At 56.0% G+C, this 18,732-nt stretch carries 19 protein-coding genes; 10 read left to right on the top strand and 9 right to left on the bottom strand.

Features of this window, described 5'->3' with window-relative positions; translation table 11 throughout:
• Positions 1-5: 5 nt before the first annotated feature.
• The 3 genes from recF to dnaA are packed head-to-tail and all read right to left on the bottom strand — an operon-like array spanning position 6 to position 3,578.
• On the bottom strand, positions 6-1,079 hold the full coding sequence (recF, locus tag MOQ06_RS18145; RefSeq protein ID WP_045260850.1) for a DNA replication/repair protein RecF: 1,074 nt from the start codon (positions 1,077-1,079) through the stop codon (positions 6-8).
• Positions 1,079-2,179 (bottom strand): DNA polymerase III subunit beta, encoded by a 1,101-nt coding sequence (gene dnaN / locus MOQ06_RS18140; protein ID WP_003861122.1) that lies wholly within the window; start codon positions 2,177-2,179, stop codon positions 1,079-1,081. The genes recF and dnaN overlap by 1 nt, the downstream gene beginning before the upstream one ends.
• A gap of 4 nt (positions 2,180-2,183) precedes the next feature.
• Entirely contained in the window at positions 2,184-3,578 is a 1,395-nt protein-coding gene (gene dnaA / locus MOQ06_RS18135) for a chromosomal replication initiator protein DnaA (protein WP_003861124.1), read from the bottom strand.
• Positions 3,579-4,179: 601 nt separating this feature from the next.
• Here dnaA and rpmH point away from each other — a divergent pair.
• The 9 genes from rpmH to MOQ06_RS18090 all read left to right on the top strand — a co-directional run bounded on the left by rpmH (position 4,180) and on the right by MOQ06_RS18090 (position 11,699).
• The gene (gene rpmH / locus MOQ06_RS18130) at positions 4,180-4,320 is read left to right on the top strand and encodes a 50S ribosomal protein L34 (protein ID WP_000831330.1); all 141 of its coding nucleotides are present in this window, start codon (positions 4,180-4,182) and stop codon (positions 4,318-4,320) included.
• Positions 4,321-4,336: 16 nt separating this feature from the next.
• Positions 4,337-4,696 (top strand): ribonuclease P protein component, encoded by a 360-nt coding sequence (gene rnpA / locus MOQ06_RS18125; RefSeq protein WP_003861126.1) that lies wholly within the window; start codon positions 4,337-4,339, stop codon positions 4,694-4,696.
• On the top strand, positions 4,660-4,917 hold the full coding sequence (yidD, locus tag MOQ06_RS18120) for a membrane protein insertion efficiency factor YidD (protein ID WP_001307474.1): 258 nt from the start codon (positions 4,660-4,662) through the stop codon (positions 4,915-4,917). Before rnpA ends, yidD begins: the two co-directional genes overlap by 37 nt.
• Positions 4,918-4,919: 2 nt before the next feature.
• Positions 4,920-6,563: a membrane protein insertase YidC gene (gene yidC, locus MOQ06_RS18115; protein ID WP_176609136.1), complete on the top strand. Its 1,644-nt coding sequence runs from the start codon at positions 4,920-4,922 to the stop codon at positions 6,561-6,563.
• A gap of 72 nt (positions 6,564-6,635) precedes the next feature.
• Positions 6,636-8,000, top strand: a complete 1,365-nt coding sequence (mnmE, locus tag MOQ06_RS18110) for a tRNA uridine-5-carboxymethylaminomethyl(34) synthesis GTPase MnmE (protein ID WP_148420355.1) — start codon at positions 6,636-6,638, stop codon at positions 7,998-8,000.
• Between the two features lie 111 nt (positions 8,001-8,111).
• On the top strand, positions 8,112-9,287 hold the full coding sequence (locus MOQ06_RS18105) for an MFS transporter (RefSeq protein ID WP_242174260.1): 1,176 nt from the start codon (positions 8,112-8,114) through the stop codon (positions 9,285-9,287).
• A complete protein-coding gene (yidZ, locus tag MOQ06_RS18100; RefSeq protein WP_148420353.1) occupies positions 9,256-10,227 on the top strand; it encodes an HTH-type transcriptional regulator YidZ in 972 nt (323 codons plus the stop codon). The genes MOQ06_RS18105 and yidZ overlap by 32 nt, the downstream gene beginning before the upstream one ends.
• 122 nt (positions 10,228-10,349) lie before the next feature.
• Entirely contained in the window at positions 10,350-11,096 is a 747-nt protein-coding gene (locus MOQ06_RS18095) for a phosphopantetheinyl transferase (RefSeq protein ID WP_148420352.1), read from the top strand.
• Between the two features lie 36 nt (positions 11,097-11,132).
• Positions 11,133-11,699, top strand: coding sequence for an NADPH-dependent FMN reductase (locus tag MOQ06_RS18090; protein WP_003861147.1), 567 nt, complete (start codon positions 11,133-11,135; stop codon positions 11,697-11,699).
• A gap of 93 nt (positions 11,700-11,792) precedes the next feature.
• On the opposite strand, the gene adeP is transcribed toward MOQ06_RS18090, so the two are convergent.
• Complete coding sequence (gene adeP, locus MOQ06_RS18085) at positions 11,793-13,130, bottom strand: adenine permease AdeP (protein WP_148420480.1); 1,338 nt, start codon at positions 13,128-13,130, stop codon at positions 11,793-11,795.
• Between the two features lie 165 nt (positions 13,131-13,295).
• Between adeP and yieH the strand changes: the two genes are divergently transcribed.
• Positions 13,296-13,961, top strand: a complete 666-nt coding sequence (gene yieH / locus MOQ06_RS18080) for a 6-phosphogluconate phosphatase (RefSeq protein WP_148420350.1) — start codon at positions 13,296-13,298, stop codon at positions 13,959-13,961.
• Positions 13,962-14,006: 45 nt separating this feature from the next.
• Here the strand turns inward: yieH and phoU are convergent, their stop codons facing one another.
• From phoU to pstS, 5 genes are all read right to left on the bottom strand, one after another.
• Positions 14,007-14,732: a phosphate signaling complex protein PhoU gene (gene phoU, locus MOQ06_RS18075; protein WP_008500182.1), complete on the bottom strand. Its 726-nt coding sequence runs from the start codon at positions 14,730-14,732 to the stop codon at positions 14,007-14,009.
• Between the two features lie 26 nt (positions 14,733-14,758).
• Positions 14,759-15,532 carry a phosphate ABC transporter ATP-binding protein PstB gene (pstB, locus tag MOQ06_RS18070; protein ID WP_015961095.1) on the bottom strand — a complete coding sequence of 258 codons (774 nt, stop codon included), beginning with the start codon at positions 15,530-15,532 and terminating at the stop codon, positions 14,759-14,761.
• A 47-nt stretch (positions 15,533-15,579) separates the two neighbouring features.
• Entirely contained in the window at positions 15,580-16,470 is an 891-nt protein-coding gene (gene pstA, locus MOQ06_RS18065; protein ID WP_003861156.1) for a phosphate ABC transporter permease PstA, read from the bottom strand.
• Positions 16,470-17,429: a phosphate ABC transporter permease PstC gene (pstC, locus tag MOQ06_RS18060; RefSeq protein WP_148420349.1), complete on the bottom strand. Its 960-nt coding sequence runs from the start codon at positions 17,427-17,429 to the stop codon at positions 16,470-16,472. The genes pstA and pstC overlap by 1 nt, the downstream gene beginning before the upstream one ends.
• A gap of 128 nt (positions 17,430-17,557) precedes the next feature.
• A complete protein-coding gene (gene pstS, locus MOQ06_RS18055) occupies positions 17,558-18,598 on the bottom strand; it encodes a phosphate ABC transporter substrate-binding protein PstS (RefSeq protein ID WP_063452042.1) in 1,041 nt (346 codons plus the stop codon).
• Positions 18,599-18,732: the final 134 nt, after the last annotated feature.

Below are 18,732 nucleotides of genomic sequence, written 5' to 3'. Positions count from 1 at the left end.
TTGGGTTAATCCGTTATTTTACCCTTTTCCACGGTAAACATCTTCGAATTTTCGTCCGACATGTCCATAACGTGTTCAGCGCTGATAGCGCTGACGAAAACCTGCGACTGCGTGGCTTTTAAGCGGCTGGCAAGCAGCCCGCGCCGCGCGTCGTCAAGTTCCGAGGCAAAATCATCTATCAGGTACAGGCAGCGTCGTCCGCTTTCGCGGGTGAGGAACTCCCCCTGCGCCAGGCGCAGCGCGCACATCAGGAGCTTTAGCTGCCCGCGCGACAGCGTGTCTTCTACCGGTGCGCCGTCAGCACGAATGCGGAAATCCGCCTTGTGCGGGCCGTGCGCGGTGTAGGTCAACATGCGATCGCGCTCGAAGCTTCTCTCTAACACCTCGGCATAATCCGTCTCTTTCTCCCAGCCACGCTGGAACGAGAAGGTGAGAGAGAATTCGGGTAAAAACTGTTTGCAGGTGTCGGCCATGTCTTCGGCGATACCCGCGCTGTATTCGGCACGCCAGCGGCTGATTTGTTCCGCAAGAGGAATTAATTCCATGTCCCACGGGCGCAGCTGGGCGTAGCGCGTGACCTGACGCAACGCGGCGTTACGCTGCTTAAGCAGACGCTTCAGGTTGCTCCAGGCGTTAAAGAAGCCAGCTTCGTTGTGAAAGCATCCCCAGTCGAGGAACGCTCTTCTGTATTTGGGGCCGCCGTTGAGTAAAGTAAACCCCTCCGGCGTAATCAGCTGCATCGGCATCAGCAGCGCCAGCTCCGCCACCTTGTGGCCGTCGGTGCCGTCGATGCGTACCTTGCTGTCGCCCTGCTTGTCCTTGGTCAGGCCAATGGCGGTTTCCCGCTCTGCGCCCTGTAAACGCCCGTGCAGAACAAAGGATTCCTGCTCGTGGCGAATCACACGACCAATCTGCAAACTGCGAAACGCCCGACCGTGGCCGAGCGTATAGATGGCCTCAAGCACGCTGGTTTTGCCGCTGCCGTTTGCGCCAACCAGAAAGTTAAAGCCAGGGGATAAAGCGAGATCCGCGCTTTCGATATTGCGAAAGTCGCGGATCAACAGACGGGTGAGCGACATTACAGTCTCATTGGCATGACAACATAAGCCGCGCTTTGGCTGGCCGCATCTTCAATCTGTACGCTCGAAACGGAGTCAGTCAGCAGAATGCGAACGTTCTCGCATTTCAGTGCATTGAGCACATCCAGCACGTAGCTGACGTTGAAGCCGATTTCCATCTCAGCCCCGGCGTAGGTGACGTCCAGAATCTCTTCTGCCTCTTCCTGCTCCGGGTTATTAGCGGTAATTTTGATCTGGTTTTCACTCACGTACAGACGTACGCCGCGGAATTTCTCATTAGAGAGAATGGCCGCACGGGCGAACGCCTGCTTGAGGATATCGCAGCCCGCTTCCAGCGTTTTGTCCGGGTTTTTCGGCAATACGCGGCGATAGTCAGGGAAACGACCGTCAACCAGCTTCGACGTGAAGACAAAATCACCCACGTGTGCGCGAATGTTGTTGCTGCCAATCTGCACGCGCAGCGGCGTGTCGCCACCGTCGAGCATACGCATCAGCTCAATCACGCCCTTACGCGGCACGATCACCGAATGGTTTGGCAGTGAATCGCCAATCGGCATGGAACAGACCGCCAGACGGTGCCCGTCGGTGGCCACGGTACGCAGCTCTTCGCCTTCGGTTTCGAACAGCATGCCGTTTAAGTAGTAGCGAACGTCCTGGTGCGCCATAGAGAACTGAGTGGCTTCAATCAGACGCTTCATCGTCGCCTGCGGCAGGGTAAATTCAACCTCGCTCTGCCAGTCGTCCAGGTTCGGGAAGTCCGCAGCGGGCAGCGTGGAGAGTGAGAAACGGCTGCGGCCAGAGCGCACCAGCATGCGGTCGCCCTCCAGCTGCACGGCAATTTCAGCGCCTTCCGGCAGCCCACGGCAGATATCAAAGAATTTACGTGCCGGAACCGTGGTCGCGCCCGCGTCGTGCGGCTGCGTCAGCGTAACGCGCGCGATCATTTCCATTTCCAGATCTGTGCCGGTCAGCGACAGCGTACCGTCCGCGACCTGAAGCAGCAGGTTTCCGAGAATAGGCAGCGTTGGGCGGCCACCTAATGGGCCACTCACCTGTTGCAGCGGTTTTAATAAATGTTCACGTTCAACGGTAAATTTCATAGCGTCACGATGATAATGTTCTGATTAAATTGGAAAAATCTTCTTTTATGTCGTGGCTTTCTTCGCGTAACTGCTCAATCTTGCGACAGGCGTGCAGCACGGTCGTATGGTCACGGCCACCAAACGCATCGCCGATTTCCGGCAGGCTGTGGTTGGTTAGCTCTTTTGCCAGCGCCATCGCCATCTGACGCGGACGCGCCACCGAGCGGGAACGACGTTTAGACAGTAAATCTGCCACTTTGATCTTGTAGTACTCAGCCACCGTCTTCTGAATATTGTCGATAGTGACCAGTTTTTCCTGCAATGCCAACAAATCGCGCAGCGCTTCACGCACAAAATCGATGGTGATCGCACGACCGGTAAAATTGGCGTTGGCGATAACGCGATTCAGTGCCCCTTCCAGCTCACGAACGTTGGAACGCAGGCGCTTGGCAATAAAGAACGCCACTTCACCCGGCAAGCGAATGTCGTTCTCGTCGGCTTTTTTCATCAGGATCGCGACGCGGGTTTCCAGCTCCGGCGGCTCGATCGCCACGGTCAGGCCCCAGCCGAAGCGGGATTTCAGACGATCTTCAACGCCGTTGATCTCTTTTGGATAACGATCCGAGGTCAAAATGATCTGCTGATTGCCTTCCAGCAGGGCGTTAAAGGTGTGGAAAAACTCTTCCTGCGATCGTTCCTTATTGGCAAAGAACTGGATGTCATCGATCAGCAGTGCGTCAACGGAACGGTAGTAGCGTTTAAACTCTTCGATCGCATTGTTTTGCAGGGCTTTTACCATGTCCTGAACGAAGCGCTCGGAGTGCATATACACTACTTTGGCATTGGGCTTACGCGCCATAATGCCGTTACCCACCGCGTGCAGCAGGTGCGTTTTACCGAGACCCGTGCCGCCATAAAGGAACAGCGGGTTGTAAGCACCACCGGGGTTATCGGCAACCTGGCGGGCCGCCGCGCGCGCCAGCTGGTTCGATTTACCTTCAACGAAGTTATCGAACGTGTGCTTCACGTTAACGTTAGAGCGGTAGGTAGGCTCTGCGGGGGCCGGAACGTTATCCCAGCCCTGACGAGCCGGTGCAACACGCGGTGCAGGAGCGGGCGCCGCCTGAGCAGGGGCTGCCACATTGACAACTTCACGAACGGTTTGGGTGACCGGCTTTGTGCCCACTTCAAAACGCAGCTGTGGGGCATCTGATCCGCAGAAATCGTTCAGCAGTCCATTGATGTTGTTAAGGTATTTATCCCTTACCCAATCGAGCACGAAACGGTTTGGCGCATACAAAGCCAGCGTGTTATCGCTCAGTTCCGCCTGCAACGGGCGGATCCACATACTGAATTCTGTGGCTGGTAACTCATCCTGCAATCGGGCAAGACACTGCTGCCAAAGCGAAAGTGACACGGCGGACTCCACTCGAACAATAAAAGAAAACTATTGAATATTCATGATTGTTGGCGCACATCGACATGACCCTGTGCAAAAGGGGGACGTGCGAATTGCTATCTGCAATTAAATCCTGACCAGGATCCTGGGATCCCAATCGGGACCGCGGATCATAGCCTAAACTGAGACAGAGATCTTCTGTTTCTCACAGATTCTTCCCGATTTATCCACAGGAAGATCCGAAACCGGGTAAGTGTAAACGATCCTGACGCGAGTGCCCCGCGATTTAGCGCGCATATTGGAAAATTTAATGAGCACAGACCTTTTTTGGCTTAAATGATCTAACGAAGATCCGGGACGATCCTTGCGCTTTGTGGATGACGCCGTATAATCCTCGACCCGGCGCGTGAGGCTCATCTTCCTGCGTCGTTCGCTGCTCATTTTCCACGCAAAATAGTGCGGAAATACGCAGGAAATAAGGAAAGAGAATTGACTCCGGAGTGTACAATTATTACAATCCGGCCTCTTTAATCACCCACGCTGAGGCGTTAGTCGTTCGAAACTCGTTCGGGTATACGCAAAAGTCAGTGAATTTATTCAAGTTTAGGTAGAAATCGCCATGAAACGCACTTTTCAACCGTCTGTACTGAAGCGCAACCGTTCTCACGGCTTCCGTGCTCGTATGGCTACTAAAAATGGTCGTCAGGTTCTGGCACGTCGTCGTGCTAAAGGCCGCGCTCGTCTGACCGTTTCCAAGTAATAAAGCTAACCCCTGAGTGGTTAAGCTAGCATTTCCCAGGGAGTTACGTTTGTTAACTCCCACTCATTTCACTTTCGTCTTCCAGCAGCCACAACGGGCTGGCACGCCGCAAATCACCATCCTCGGCCGCCAAAATTCGCTGGGGCATCCCCGCATCGGTCTCACAGTCGCCAAGAAAAACGTTAAGCGTGCGCATGAACGCAACCGGATTAAACGTCTGACGCGTGAAAGCTTCCGTTTACGTCAACACGAACTGCCTTCGATGGATTTCGTGGTGGTGGCTAAAAAAGGGGTTGCCGACCTCGATAACCGTGCTCTCTCGGAAGCGTTGGAAAAATTATGGCGCCGCCACTGTCGCCTGGCTCGCGGGTCCTGATAGCCCTCATCAGGGTCTATCAACGCCTGATTAGTCCGCTACTCGGGCCACATTGCCGTTTCACCCCAACATGCTCAAGCTACGGAATTGAGGCATTGCGCAGGTTTGGAGTGATAAAAGGCAGTTGGTTGACGGTGAAACGCGTATTAAAATGCCACCCTTTACACCCAGGTGGAGACGACCCCGTCCCTCCAGGACCCTTTGATACCAGAGAACACTAACGATGGATTCGCAACGCAATCTTCTTATCATCGCTTTGTTGTTCGTGTCTTTCATGATCTGGCAGGCATGGGAGCAGGATAAAAATCCTCAACCCCAGCAGCAGACCACGCAGACCACGACCACCGCAGCGGGTAGCGCCGCCGACCAGGGCGTACCGGCCAGTGGCCAGGGGAAACAGATTACGGTTAAAACCGATGTGCTTGAGCTGACTATCAACACCCGTGGCGGTGATGTTGAGCAGGCGCTGCTGTTGACCTACCCGAAAGAGCTGAAGTCTACCGAACCGTTCCAGTTACTGGAAACCACGCCTGAGTTTATCTACCAGGCGCAGAGCGGCCTGACCGGTCGTGATGGCCCGGATAACCCGGCTAACGGTGCGCGTCCACTGTATAACGTCGAGAATGACACGTTTGTGCTGGCTGATGGTCAGAACGAACTGGTTATCCCGATGACCTACACCGACGCCGCAGGCAACACCTTCACCAAAACCTTCACCCTGAAACGCGGTGAGTATGCGGTGAACGTGGGCTACAGCGTACAGAACGCCGGTGAGAAACCGCTGGAAATCTCTACCTTTGGTCAGCTGAAGCAGTCCATCAATCTGCCGTCTCACCGTGACACCGGAAGCAGCAACTTTGCGCTGCATACCTTCCGCGGCGCGGCGTACTCCACGCCAGACACCAAGTACGAGAAATACAAGTTCGACACCATTGCCGATAACGAAAACCTGAACGTCAGCTCTAAAGGCGGTTGGGTCGCAATGCTGCAACAGTATTTCGCAACGGCGTGGGTACCGAATAACGACGGGACGAATAACTTCTACACCGCGAACCTCGGCAACGGTATTGCCGCTATCGGCTACAAATCTCAGCCGGTTCTGGTGCAGCCGGGTCAAACCGGTAAGCTGGCAAGCACCCTGTGGGTTGGCCCGGAAATCCAGGACAAAATGGCTGCCGTTGCGCCACACCTGGACCTGACCGTAGATTACGGTTGGCTGTGGTTCATCTCTCAGCCGCTGTTTAAGCTGCTGAAGTTCATCCACAGCTTCCTGGGTAACTGGGGCTTCTCCATCATCGTTATCACCTTTATCGTTCGTGGCATCATGTACCCGCTGACTAAGGCGCAGTACACCTCCATGGCGAAGATGCGTATGCTGCAGCCGAAGATTCAGGCAATGCGTGAGCGTCTGGGCGATGACAAGCAGCGTCAGAGCCAGGAAATGATGGCCCTGTATAAAGCCGAGAAGGTAAACCCGCTGGGTGGTTGCTTCCCGCTGCTGATTCAGATGCCAATCTTCCTTGCGCTGTACTACATGCTGATGGGTTCCGTTGAGCTGCGCCACGCGCCGTTCGCCCTGTGGATCCATGACCTGTCCGCACAGGACCCGTACTACATCCTGCCGATCCTGATGGGCGTGACGATGTTCTTCATTCAGAAGATGTCTCCGACCACCGTGACCGACCCGATGCAGCAGAAGATCATGACCTTTATGCCGGTCATCTTCACCGTGTTCTTCCTGTGGTTCCCGTCAGGTCTGGTGCTGTACTATATCGTCAGCAACCTGGTGACCATCATCCAGCAGCAGCTGATCTACCGTGGTCTGGAAAAACGTGGCCTGCACAGCCGCGAAAAGAAAAAGTCCTGATTCGGTAAGTTAACGCTAAAATAAGGGCGGTCGATTGACCGCCTTTTTTATTTGTACTGAACGAGAGCAACCATGAGCCATAACGACACTATCGTCGCCCAGGCAACCCCACCGGGACGCGGTGGTGTAGGCATTCTGCGCATCTCCGGCCTGAAGGCGCGCGAGGTGGCCGAAGCGGTGCTGGGTAAACTGCCAAAGCCGCGCTACGCCGATTATCTGCCGTTTAAGGATGCCGACGGCACCCCGCTGGACCAGGGCATTGCGCTGTGGTTCCCCGGCCCGAACTCCTTTACCGGCGAAGACGTGCTGGAGCTCCAGGGCCACGGCGGCCCGGTGATCCTCGATCTGCTGTTAAAGCGTATTCTGACCCTGCCTGGCCTGCGCATTGCGAAGCCGGGCGAGTTCTCCGAGCGTGCCTTCCTGAACGACAAGCTCGACCTGGCGCAGGCCGAGGCGATTGCAGACCTGATCGACGCCAGCTCCGAACAGGCAGCCCGCTCCGCGCTGAACTCGTTGCAGGGGGCCTTCTCCGCGCGCGTAAATCATCTTGTGGAAGCACTTACTCACCTGCGAATCTACGTCGAAGCGGCTATCGACTTCCCGGACGAGGAGATCGACTTTCTCTCTGACGGTAAAATTGAAGCCCAGCTCAACGACGTGATGGCCGATCTCGACGCGGTGCGTGCCGAAGCGCGTCAGGGCAGCCTGCTGCGTGAAGGGATGAAGGTGGTCATTGCCGGACGCCCGAACGCCGGGAAATCGAGCCTGCTGAACGCCCTGGCGGGCCGTGAGGCGGCGATCGTGACCGACATTGCCGGGACGACCCGCGACGTGCTGCGCGAGCATATCCATATCGACGGCATGCCGCTGCATATCATCGACACCGCCGGGCTGCGCGATGCCAGCGACGAGGTTGAGCGTATCGGTATAGAGCGCGCCTGGCAGGAGATCGAGCAGGCCGACCGCGTGCTGTTTATGGTGGACGGCACCACGACCGACGCCGTCGACCCGGCGGAGATCTGGCCAGACTTTATCGCCCGTCTGCCGGCTAAACTGCCGATCACCGTGGTGCGTAACAAAGCGGACGTGACCGGCGAAACGTTGGGCATCAGCGATGTGAATGGTCACTCACTTATTCGCCTCTCGGCGCGCACCGGGGAAGGCGTGGACGACCTGCGTAACCATCTCAAGCAGAGCATGGGCTTTGATACCAGCATGGAGGGTGGCTTCCTGGCGCGTCGCCGTCACCTGCAGGCGCTGGAAGAGGCGGCTCGCCATCTTGACCAGGGCAAAGCCCAGCTGATAGGCGCATGGGCGGGTGAACTGCTGGCGGAGGAGCTGCGTCTGGCACAGCAGAATCTGAGTGAGATCACCGGAGAGTTTACGTCGGACGATCTGCTGGGAAGGATTTTCTCGAGCTTCTGTATCGGTAAGTAATTCCCGCTAGCACAGGGTGATTTCCTTTCAGGAAATCACCATTGTCCAAATGGCAACTCGCCTAATCAGCGCCATCCCCCTATTCTGCATGCCTGCATCTATGGGGGATATATGGCTCGTTTTCTGTTTTGTAGTTTTGCGCTGGTTCTGCTTTATCCGTCCGGCATTGATATGTATCTGGTGGGTTTACCGCACATCGCGCGGGATCTGGGGGCCAGTGAGGCGCAGCTGCACATCGCGTTTTCGGCCTACCTTGCGGGGATGGCATCCTCAATGGTGTATGCGGGAAAAATCGCGGATAAGGCCGGGCGTCAGCCCGTCGCCATTACCGGTGCGATCGTTTTCGCGCTGGCATCCATACTCTGCTCTGTCGCGCAGGGAAGTCCCCTGTTCCTGGCCGGACGTTTTGTTCAGGGCATTGGCGCGGGCGGCTGCTACGTGGTGGCGTTTGCCATTCTGCGCGATACCCTGAGCGCCCAGCGCCGCGCCAAGGTGCTCTCAATGCTGAACGGCATTACCTGCATCATTCCCGTACTGGCACCGGTTATAGGCTACCTGATCATGCTCAAATTTCCGTGGCAGAGCCTTTTCTGGACCATGGCGGCAATGGGCGCCCTCGTCTTTATCCTGTCCGTGACGGTGCTGAAAGAGACCCACCCCGGTTCGCAGCAGTCCCCCCATACCGCAACCATCCATCCGGCTGAAAAATTGTTGAATCGCTTTTTCCTTAGCCGGCTGGCAATCACCACGCTTAGCGTGGCGGTGATCCTCACCTATGTAAACGTTTCCCCGGTTTTGCTGATGGAGACGATGGGCTTCGATCGCGGCGAGTATTCAGCGGTGATGGCGCTCACCGCGATGGTCAGCATGGCGGTCTCTTTCTCAACGCCTTTTGCGCTCAATATTTTCCGCCAGCGCACGCTGATGCTGACTTCGCAGGCGCTGTTCCTTGCCGCCGGCGCGATCCTGGCAACCGCCAGTTCGCACGCGCTAATGCTGGTGGGCATCACACTGATTTGCGCCGGGTTTTCCGTCGGCTTCGGCGTGGCGATGAGCCAGGCGCTTGGCCCGTTCTCGCTGCGCGCGGGTGTCGCAAGTTCGGTGCTGGGCATTGCCCAGGTTTGCGGTTCGTCGCTGTGGATTTGGCTGGCGGCGGTGATCGGCCTTAACGCGCTGAATATGCTGATCGGGGTTCTGATTGGCTGTAGCATACTCTGCATCACCTTACTTATGGTCATTCAGCCCGCGGCGAACTATGAAGAAGCCCATCCGCAATCTCGATCTTAATCTTTTACTTTGCCTGCAGCTCCTGCTTCAGGAGCGCAGCGTCACTAAGGCCGCGAAGCGGATGAACGTGACGCCCTCCGCGGTGAGTAAATCGCTGGCGAAGCTGCGCGACTGGTTCGACGATCCGCTTTTTGTGAAAACGCCGTTAGGGCTGCTGCCCACGCCGCTGACGGTGAGCCTGGAGCAGGATCTGGCCGACTGGATGCAGATTGGCAATCAGATCCTCGATAAATTCCACCACGATTCGCCCGGCGGCCTGAACTTCGAGCTGGCCGCGGAAACGCCGCTGATGTTGATCCGGTTTAACGATCTGCTGGAGCAGGTTAATCAGCGCTATCCGCAGGCCACGGTGAAGATGCGCCACTGGGATTATGACTCGCTGGACGCCATCACGCGCGGAGAGGTCGATCTGGGCTTTACCGGTCGCGAAACGCATCCGCGCTCGCGGGAGCTGTTAAAGCTGATGCCGTGGTTTATTGACTATGAAATCCTGTTCAGCGACCGTCCCTGCGTCTATTTGCGGGAAGATCACCCGGCGCTTCAGGATGAGTGGAACCTCGAGACGTTTCTGCGCTACCCGCATATCAGCATCTTCTGGGAACGCAGCGATACCTGGGCGCTCGACGAGGTGCTAAGAGAAATGGGCCGGGAGCGCAATATCGCCATGAGCCTGCCCGGTTTTGAACAGTCGATGTTTATGGCGGCGCAGCCCGGCCATCACTATATCGCGACCGCGCCAGGCTACTGCCGCCATTACAACCAACTCCACCAGCGAAATCTGATCTGCCTTCCCATCCCCATCGATGAAGCGCAGGCAGAAAAGCTGACCGTGCCCTTCACGCTGATCTGGCATAAACGGAACAGCCATAATCCGAAAATTCTCTGGCTACGCGAGACGATAAAAGCGCTGTATACCGCGCCAGGTCAGGTTTTCGCCTAAGATAATGTAAAGTTCGGTTCTCAGGCTTCTCATATTTCCATTTACTGATTAAAACAGAAGCTGAGTTAAGCGATAATCATGTAACCGTTTAACCGAATACGACCATTATCAGGGAGCGAAAAATGGCTACGCACTTTGCACGAGGGACATTAACAGAAGGGCATCTCGTATCGGCCAGAGTTTCTTCAGCCTGCCACAGCGAGGCACTCAAGCTACCAGAACACCGCAGGACGCGGTTTTTAGCCTCCAGGGCACTCCTCGCTGAACTGCTTTTTATGCTGTACGGCACCAGCGAACTACCGGACATCATTATCCAGCCAGAGGGACGTCCGGTGTTTGCGGACCCTGCGCTGCCCCGTTTTTCCATCGCTTACACCGGCAATATAGTTGGCGTCGCCCTGACCACGGAAGGCGATTGCGGACTGGATATGGAACTGCAACGCGTGACGCGCAGCTTCCACGGTGCCAACGCGCTTGATGAATACCCGCTCTCCAGCAATGAAAAGCTGTGGGTACGTAACCAGAACGATCCCGTTGAAGCCAGAGCGCAGCTCATCACCCTTCGCCAGAGCATCCGTAAACTGAGCGGCGCGGCGTCAGACGACGCCAGCCTGTTGCAGCTGCTTCCCGGCTCCGGGCGCCTGCGTGCCGCGAAAGCGTCGCTGGTGGAGGCGCTCAGCGACGCTGAGGACGTGCTGATCTGGTCCGTTGCGGTTACCCCCGCCATCGAACGACTAAAAGTCTGGGAGTTTGACAGTATACGCGGCTGGCGTAGTCTTCCGGATGTACCCGAGCGCGCCAACGAGCCCGCCGCGCGCCTGATACGATTAACCAGTTTACCGGCAGAAAAAGCATATACCCTTAGCTGATCCGTTCAGGGTCATCATGATGAAACAGGAGTAATCATGTCTGATACGTTGAAAGTTGTTACGTTACTGGGAAGCCTGCGCAAAGGTTCGTTTAACGGGATGGTTGCCCGCACGCTGCCGCAGCTGGCACCGGCTGGAATGGAGATTAGCGCCCTGCCATCAATCGGCGACATCCCGCTTTATGATGCTGATGTTCAGCAGGAAGAAGGATTCCCTCAAAGCGTGGAGGCAATAGCCGAGCAGATCCGCCAGGCCGACGGCGTAGTGATCGTGACGCCAGAATATAACTATTCGGTACCGGGTGGCCTGAAGAACGCCATTGACTGGTTATCCCGCTTACCGGAGCAGCCGCTGTCAGGCAAGCCGGTACTGATCCAGACCAGCTCTATGGGTGCCATCGGCGGCGCGCGCTGCCAGTATCACCTGCGTCAGATTCTGGTGTTCCTGGATGCGATGGTGATGAACAAGCCGGAATTTATGGGTGGCGTAATTCAGAACAAGGTCGACCCGCAGACGGGTGAAGTGGTGGATCAAAGCACGCGCGACCATCTCTCTGGCCAGCTGACGGCGTTTGGGGATTATATCAAGAGGGTGAAGGCTTAAGGTGAGGTGCGGGCTGATGCCCTCACCCTGGCCCTCTCCCACGGGGAGAGGGTACAAACACTAAAGCCCTTTTCTTCGAAAAGGGCTTGCTGTTTATTTCGCGTCGATGAACACAATCTTCAGCACAAACAGCAGCGCCACGATGATGACGCACGGGCTGAGTTCGCGGAAGCGGCCGGTGCCGATCTTCATCACGCAGTAGGAGATAAAGCCCAGCGCGATACCTTCGGTAATCGAGAAGCTGAACGGCATCATTACCGCGGTGATAAACGCCGGAACGGCTTCCGTTAAATCTTCCCACTTCACGCGCGCCAGGCTCGACGTCATCAGCACGCCGACATAAATCAGCGCACCCGCAGCCGCGTACGGAGGCACCATCCCGGCAAGCGGAGAGAGGAAGATCACCAGCAGGAACAGCAGCCCCACGACTACCGCCGTCAGGCCGGTACGGCCGCCCACGGACACGCCGGAAGAGGATTCAATGTAAGCGGTAACAGACGAGGTGCCGATGAAAGAGCCGGCGACGGAAGAGACGCTATCCACATACAGTGCCTGCTTCATGCGCGGGAATTTACCTTTTTCATCTGCCAGACCCGCTTTATCGGTCACGCCGATCAGCGTACCGGAGGAGTCAAACAGGTTGACCAGCATGAAGGAGAAAATCACCCCTGCCAGACCCAGGTTCAGAGAGCCCGCCAGATCGACGTGGCCAATCACGGTGGAAACGCTCGGTGGCGCAGAGACGATACCGTTGTAATGCACGTCGCCCAGCATCCAGCCCAGCAGCGTGGTCACAATGATAGAAACCAGCACCGCGGCATGGATGTTGCGCGACGCCAGGATCGCGATAATAAAGAAGCCGAGCACGCCCAGCAGCACGCTGTGGGAGGTCAGGTTACCAATGCTTACCAGGGTTTCCGGGTTCGCCACGATAACGCCGGCGTTTTTCAGCCCCATCATGCCGATGAACAGACCGATACCGCTGGTGATTCCCACGCGCAGGCTCACCGGGATATTGGCAATCATCCAGTAGCGCACGCGGAAGATGGTCAGCAGCAGCAGGCCTACCGCACCCCAGAAAATGGCGCCCATACCGACCTGCCACGGCAGGCCCATTGCCTGAACCACCACGAAAGCGAAGAACGCATTCAGACCCATTGCCGGGGCCAGCGCCACGGGCAGGTTAGCGAAAATGCCCATCAGAATGCTGCCAAGGGCCGCGATCAGACAGGTGGTTACAAAGACGGCGCTGGTGTCCATGCCAGCCACGCCCAGAATTTGCGGGTTAACAAAAACGATATAGACCATCGTCAGGAAGGTAGTAAAACCGGCGATCACTTCGGTGCGTGCCGTTGTGCCGTGCTCGCGCAGTTTAAACACGCGCTCAAGCAGACCCTGACCAGATGTCTGGGTAGTGTGTTGTTGACTCATCATCAATTTCCGAACAAGGAGGGAAAATTCGTCGCTATCCTATACCAAAATGCGACAATAGTGGCGGTTACGGGATACTTTTTTCATTGATTTTGCTTATACGGCAACGATTGCGTCTCGTTAAACTGTCGTACGTAAACGTTAAACTTGTTAAAAGGGAAGGGCATGTCCGGAATTGAAGCGGTATTTTTCGACTGTGACGGTACGCTGGTGGACAGTGAGGTCATTTGTTCCCGCGCGTATGTCGCCATGTTCCAGGAATTTGGCATTACGCTCGATCTCGAAGAGGTGTTTAAACGCTTTAAGGGCGTGAAGCTGTACGAGATCATCGACATCATTAACGAAGAGCACGGTGTGGATCTGGCGAAAGCGGATCTGGAGCCAGTGTACCGCGCCGAGGTCGCACGCCTGTTCGATGCCGAACTGGAGGTGATCGCCGGGGCTAACGCGCTGCTGGATGCGATGACGGTGCCGATCTGCGTGGTCTCTAACGGTCCGGTCAGCAAGATGCAGCATTCACTCGGCAAGCTGGACCTGTTGCACCACTTCCCGGAAAAACTGTTCAGCGGCTACGATATCCAGCGCTGGAAACCCGATCCGGCGCTGATGTTCCACGCGGCGAAAGCGATGAACGTCAACGTGCAGAACTGTATTCTGGTGGATGATTCTTCTGCGGGCGCGCAGTCGGGAATTGATGCGGGAATGGAGGTGTTTTACTTCTGTGCCGATCCGCACAACAAGCCGATCGATCATCCAAAAGTGACCACCTTTACCGATCTGGCGCAGCTGCCTGCACTGTGGAAGGCGCGCGGGTGGGATATTACGCGGTAAATGAAAACAGGGCGGGTATGCGCTACGCGCCACCCGCCATAACCCTTACTCTTTCGGATCTTTACCCGCCAGCAGCTTGTCCAGCTCGTCGCCGCCCACGTGTCGGAAATCCTGACCCTTAACGAAGTAGAAGATGTATTCACAAATATTCTGGCAGCGGTCACCGATACGCTCGATTGAGCGCGCGCAGAACAGCGCGGTCAGAACGCTTGGAATGGTGCGTGAATCTTCCATCATGTAGGTCATCAGCTGACGCACGATGCCTTCGTATTCCTGGTCAACTTTTTTGTCTTCACGGTAGATACGGACCGCTTCGTCCAGATCCATACGCGCGAAAGCATCCAGCACGTCGTGCAGCATCTGCACGGTGTGGCGGCCCAGCGACTCCAGGCTCACCAGCAGCGGCTGGTGCTGCTGAGAGAACTTCTCCAGCGCGGTACGGCAGATTTTATCCGCAACGTCACCGATACGTTCCAGCTCGGCGATAGTTTTGATGATCGCCATCACCAGGCGCAGGTCGCTCGCCGTCGGCTGACGCTTCGCAATAATGCGCACGCAGGCCTCGTCGATGGCCACTTCCATCATATTGACGTTTTTGTCGCCTTCAATGACGCGCTTCGCCAGCTCGCTGTCCTGGTTGTGCATCGCCGTGATCGCATCAGAAAGCTGCTGCTCGACCATGCCGCCCATGGTCATCACCTGGGTGCGAATGCTTTCCAGCTCTGCGTTGAACTGGCCGGAAATGTGTTTATTAAGATTGAGGTTGTCCATGGTTTCTCCACATGCACTGAGGCAAATCAACCGTAGCGGCCAGTAATATAATCTTCGGTTTGTTTCTTCGCGGGCTTGGTGAACAGATCGTCCGTGTTACTGAACTCAATCAGCTCGCCCAGGTACATAAACGCCGTGTGGTCAGAGCAACGCGCAGCCTGCTGCATGTTGTGGGTAACGATCACCACGGTGTAATCCTGCTTCAGCTCGGTGATCAGCTCTTCGATACGCCCGGTTGAGATCGGGTCCAGCGCTGAACACGGCTCATCAAGCAGCAACACTTCCGGGCGAATGGCGATACCGCGCGCAATGCACAGACGCTGCTGCTGACCACCGGAGAGAGAGTACCCGCTCTGGTGAAGTTTATCTTTGGTTTCGTTCCATAATGCGGCCTTGGTCAATGCCCACTGCACGCGCTCGTCCATATCCGCGCGGGAGAGTTTCTCAAACAGACGCACGCCGAAAGCAATGTTGTCATAAATCGACATCGGGAACGGCGTCGGTTTCTGGAACACCATTCCCACTTTCGCACGCAGCAGGGCGATATCCTGGGTATTGGTCAGGATGTTGTCACCGTCCAGCAGAATTTCACCTTCTGCGCGCTGCTCCGGATAGAGCGAATACATCTTGTTAAAGGTACGCAGCAGCGTGGATTTACCACAGCCTGACGGACCGATGAATGCCGTCACCTGGTTCTTCGCGATATCCAGGTTGATGTTCTTCAGGGCATGGAATTTGCCGTAGTAGAAGTTCAAATCACGAACCTGAATCTTACCCGGGGCAGTATCAACCATACTCATTGACTCATTTCCTCATTCGGCGCCGCGATGTGCCGCGCCGTAAAAATTTAACCGTGTTTCTTCTTCGCGAAAATGACGCGCGCCAGAATGTTCAGCAACAGTACGCAAAGGGTGATGATCAGCACCCCGGCCCAGGCCAGCTGCTGCCATTCCGCGAATGGGCTCATCGCAAATTTAAAGATCGTCACCGGCAGGTTGGCGATCGGCTGCATCATGTCCGTGCTCCAGAACTGGTTGGAGAGCGCGGTAAACAGCAGCGGTGCGGTTTCACCAGCGATACGGGCGATAGCCAGCAGGATACCGGTCATGATCCCGGAGACGGACGCTTTCAGGGTAATCGCCGAAATCATCTTCCATTTCGGCGTGCCCAGCGCGTAAGCCGCTTCACGCAGGCTGTCCGGCACCAGTTTCAGCATGTTTTCAGTGGTACGAATAACGATAGGCACCTGTAGCAGCGCCAGCGCGATCACACCCGCCCAGCCGGAGAAGTGTTCCATTTGTGCCACCACGATGGTGTAAACAAACAGACCTACCACAATCGACGGGGCAGAAAGCAGAATGTCGTTGATAAAGCGGATGACTTCAGCGATCCAGGACTTACGGCCGTATTCCGCCAGGTAGATACCCGCCATGATGCCCAGCGGCGTACCGAAAACGGTCGCCCACAGGATCAGCAGGCCACTACCCGCCAGGGCGTTTGCCAGACCGCCGCCCGCCGTGTTCGGCGGCGGCGTCATCTCGGTGAACAGCGCCAGGGACATTCCATCAATACCGCGGGTAATGGTGGACATCAGGATCCAGATCAGCCAGAACAGGCCGAATGCCATCGTTGCCATCGAAAGCGTCAGCGCAATGCGGTTTTTAATCCGGCGCTTTGACTGCATTTTACGGCGAGATTCCGCAAGCTGGGCGGTGTTTTGCATGTCGAGAGTCGCCATTAGCGTGCCCCCTCATTTTTAGCCAGACGCATAATCATCAGCTTGGAGATAGCCAGCACGATAAAGGTGATAACAAACAGGATCAGACCCAGCTCCATCAGCGCCGCGACGTGCAGTCCCGATTCGGCTTCGGCGAATTCGTTCGCCAGCGCGGAGGTGATGCTGTTCCCCGGCATGTACAGCGAGACGCTGTCGAGCTGGTAGGTGTTACCGATGATAAAGGTCACCGCCATGGTTTCGCCGAGCGCGCGGCCTAAACCCAGCATTATGCCGCCGATCACCCCATTTTTGGTGAACGGAAGGACGATGCGCCAGATCACTTCCCAGGTGGTGCAGCCGATGCCGTAGGCCGACTCTTTCATCATCACCGGGGTTTGTTCGAAGACATCGCGCATTACCGCCGCAATGTACGGAATAATCATGATGGCGAGGATCACCCCGGCCGCCAGAATACCGATACCGAACGCCGGGCCTGAGAACAGCGCCCCCACAAACGGAACGGCAGAGAGAACGTTACCCACCGGCTCCTGGAAGTACGTCGCAAACAGCGGAGCAAAGATAAACAGACCCCACATGCCGTAAACGATGCTTGGAATGGCCGCCAGCAGTTCAATGGCGATACCCAGCGGACGCCGCAGCCAGCCGGGTGCCAGCTCCGTCAGGAACAGGGCAATACCGAAGCTCACCGGAACGGCAATCAGCAGGGCGATAAAGGAGGTGACCAGCGTGCCGTAAATCGGCACCAGCGCACCGTAGATATCGTTCGGCGCATCCCACTCTTTGGTCCACAGGAAGGAGAAACCAAATTTCTGAATGCTCGGCCAGGAAGAAAAGATCAGGGACACGATAATGCCGCCCAGCAGCAATAGCACAATCAGCGCAGCCAGTTTGACCAGGGCGCTGAAAATCATGTCACCTTTTTTACCCGGAGGGTTAAATGCAGGCTTGGTTGCAGCCATAAATTACTCTTCTTTTTGAGACGTTTTACGAATATGCCCGGTGGCGCTGGCGCTTACCGGGCCTACAGTCTGAACCGTAGGGCGGGTAGGCGTTAGCGCCGCCCGCCATCTTCGTTAACTATATCCTGTTAGTACAGTGCTTTACCGCTGCTGTCTTTCACGTTGGTTTTCCATGCAGCACGAATCTGCTCAACCACGCTGTCTGGCAGGCTAGCGTAATCCAGGTCATTAGCCTGTTTGCCGCCGTTTTTGTATGCCCAGTCGAAGAACTTCAGCACTTCAGCACCCTGCTCAGGTTTCTTCTGATCTTTGTGGACCAGAATGAAGGTGGTGGAAGTGATTGGCCATGCATCGTCGCCTTTCTGGTTGGTCAGGTCCTGAGCGAAGGATTTGCTCCAGTCAGCGCCTTTGGCGGCGTTGGCGAAGTTCTCTTCGGTCGGGCTAACCGGTTTGCCGTCAGCAGAGACCAGTTTGGTGTAGGCCAGATTGTTCTGCTTAGCGTAGGCGTACTCTACGTAGCCGATGGAGCCAGGCAGACGCTGCACGAACGCGGCGATGCCGTCGTTGCCTTTACCGCCCAGGCCGGTTGGCCAGTTAACGGTAGAGCCGGAGCCCACTTTAGATTTCCACTCTTCGTTAACTTTCGCCAGGTAGCTGGTGAATACGAAGGAGGTACCAGAACCGTCGGCACGGCGAACCACAGCGATATTCTGCGAAGGCAGCTTAACGCCCGGGTTCAGCTTAGTGATGGCTTCGTCGTCCCATTTTTTGATTTTGCCCAGGTAGATGTCGCCCAGGGTTTTGCCGTCCAGCACCAGCTCGCCTGATTTCAGGCCAGGGATGTTAACGGCCAGCACAACGCCGCCGATCACGGTCGGGAACTGGAACAGGCCTTCCTGATTCAGTTTCTCATCAGACAGCGGAGCGTCGGATGCGCCGAAATCAACGGTATTCGCGGTAATTTGTTTTACGCCACCGGAGGAGCCGATACCCTGATAGTTAACCTTGTTGCCGGTTTCTTTCTGGTAGGTATCCGCCCATTTGGCATACACCGGCGCAGGGAAGGTTGCACCAGCGCCAGTCAGGCTTGCTGCTGCGAAGGCAGAGAAAGCGCTCAGAGATAAGGTCGCGGCGACAACAGTTGCGACAGTGGTACGCATAACTTTCATAATGTCTCCTGCAAGGATTTCGTAAATCATTGTTTAAGTGGCTACGATGAGCAAAATAGGACAAACAGGTGACAGATAAATGTACGAATTATGACAGTTTTATGACAAAGAAAATTTCACTTAAAAACAAGTCA

Source organism: Enterobacter sp. I4, assembly GCF_022669095.1.
Taxonomy (GTDB): Bacteria; Pseudomonadota; Gammaproteobacteria; order Enterobacterales; family Enterobacteriaceae; genus Enterobacter; species Enterobacter pasteurii.
The sequence above is the reverse complement of the archived record's forward strand: the minus strand, read 5'-3'. Positions and strand labels throughout refer to the sequence as shown.

What these genes read in the sequence shown, in the direction of transcription:
- recF (WP_045260850.1), bottom strand. Translation starts at nt 1,079, where the DNA reads ATGTCGCTCACCCGTCTGTTGATCCGCGACTTTCGCAATATCGAAAGC.
- dnaN (WP_003861122.1), bottom strand. Translation starts at nt 2,179, where the DNA reads ATGAAATTTACCGTTGAACGTGAACATTTATTAAAACCGCTGCAACAG.
- rpmH (WP_000831330.1), top strand. Translation starts at nt 4,180, where the DNA reads ATGAAACGCACTTTTCAACCGTCTGTACTGAAGCGCAACCGTTCTCAC.
- yidD (WP_001307474.1), top strand. Translation starts at nt 4,660, where the DNA reads ATGGCGCCGCCACTGTCGCCTGGCTCGCGGGTCCTGATAGCCCTCATC.
- yidC (WP_176609136.1), top strand. Translation starts at nt 4,920, where the DNA reads ATGGATTCGCAACGCAATCTTCTTATCATCGCTTTGTTGTTCGTGTCT.
- mnmE (WP_148420355.1), top strand. Translation starts at nt 6,636, where the DNA reads ATGAGCCATAACGACACTATCGTCGCCCAGGCAACCCCACCGGGACGC.
- MOQ06_RS18105 (WP_242174260.1), top strand. Translation starts at nt 8,112, where the DNA reads ATGGCTCGTTTTCTGTTTTGTAGTTTTGCGCTGGTTCTGCTTTATCCG.
- yidZ (WP_148420353.1), top strand. Translation starts at nt 9,256, where the DNA reads ATGAAGAAGCCCATCCGCAATCTCGATCTTAATCTTTTACTTTGCCTG.
- MOQ06_RS18095 (WP_148420352.1), top strand. Translation starts at nt 10,350, where the DNA reads ATGGCTACGCACTTTGCACGAGGGACATTAACAGAAGGGCATCTCGTA.
- MOQ06_RS18090 (WP_003861147.1), top strand. Translation starts at nt 11,133, where the DNA reads ATGTCTGATACGTTGAAAGTTGTTACGTTACTGGGAAGCCTGCGCAAA.
- adeP (WP_148420480.1), bottom strand. Translation starts at nt 13,130, where the DNA reads ATGAGTCAACAACACACTACCCAGACATCTGGTCAGGGTCTGCTTGAG.
- yieH (WP_148420350.1), top strand. Translation starts at nt 13,296, where the DNA reads ATGTCCGGAATTGAAGCGGTATTTTTCGACTGTGACGGTACGCTGGTG.
- phoU (WP_008500182.1), bottom strand. Translation starts at nt 14,732, where the DNA reads ATGGACAACCTCAATCTTAATAAACACATTTCCGGCCAGTTCAACGCA.
- pstB (WP_015961095.1), bottom strand. Translation starts at nt 15,532, where the DNA reads ATGAGTATGGTTGATACTGCCCCGGGTAAGATTCAGGTTCGTGATTTG.
- pstA (WP_003861156.1), bottom strand. Translation starts at nt 16,470, where the DNA reads ATGGCGACTCTCGACATGCAAAACACCGCCCAGCTTGCGGAATCTCGC.
- pstC (WP_148420349.1), bottom strand. Translation starts at nt 17,429, where the DNA reads ATGGCTGCAACCAAGCCTGCATTTAACCCTCCGGGTAAAAAAGGTGAC.
- pstS (WP_063452042.1), bottom strand. Translation starts at nt 18,598, where the DNA reads ATGAAAGTTATGCGTACCACTGTCGCAACTGTTGTCGCCGCGACCTTA.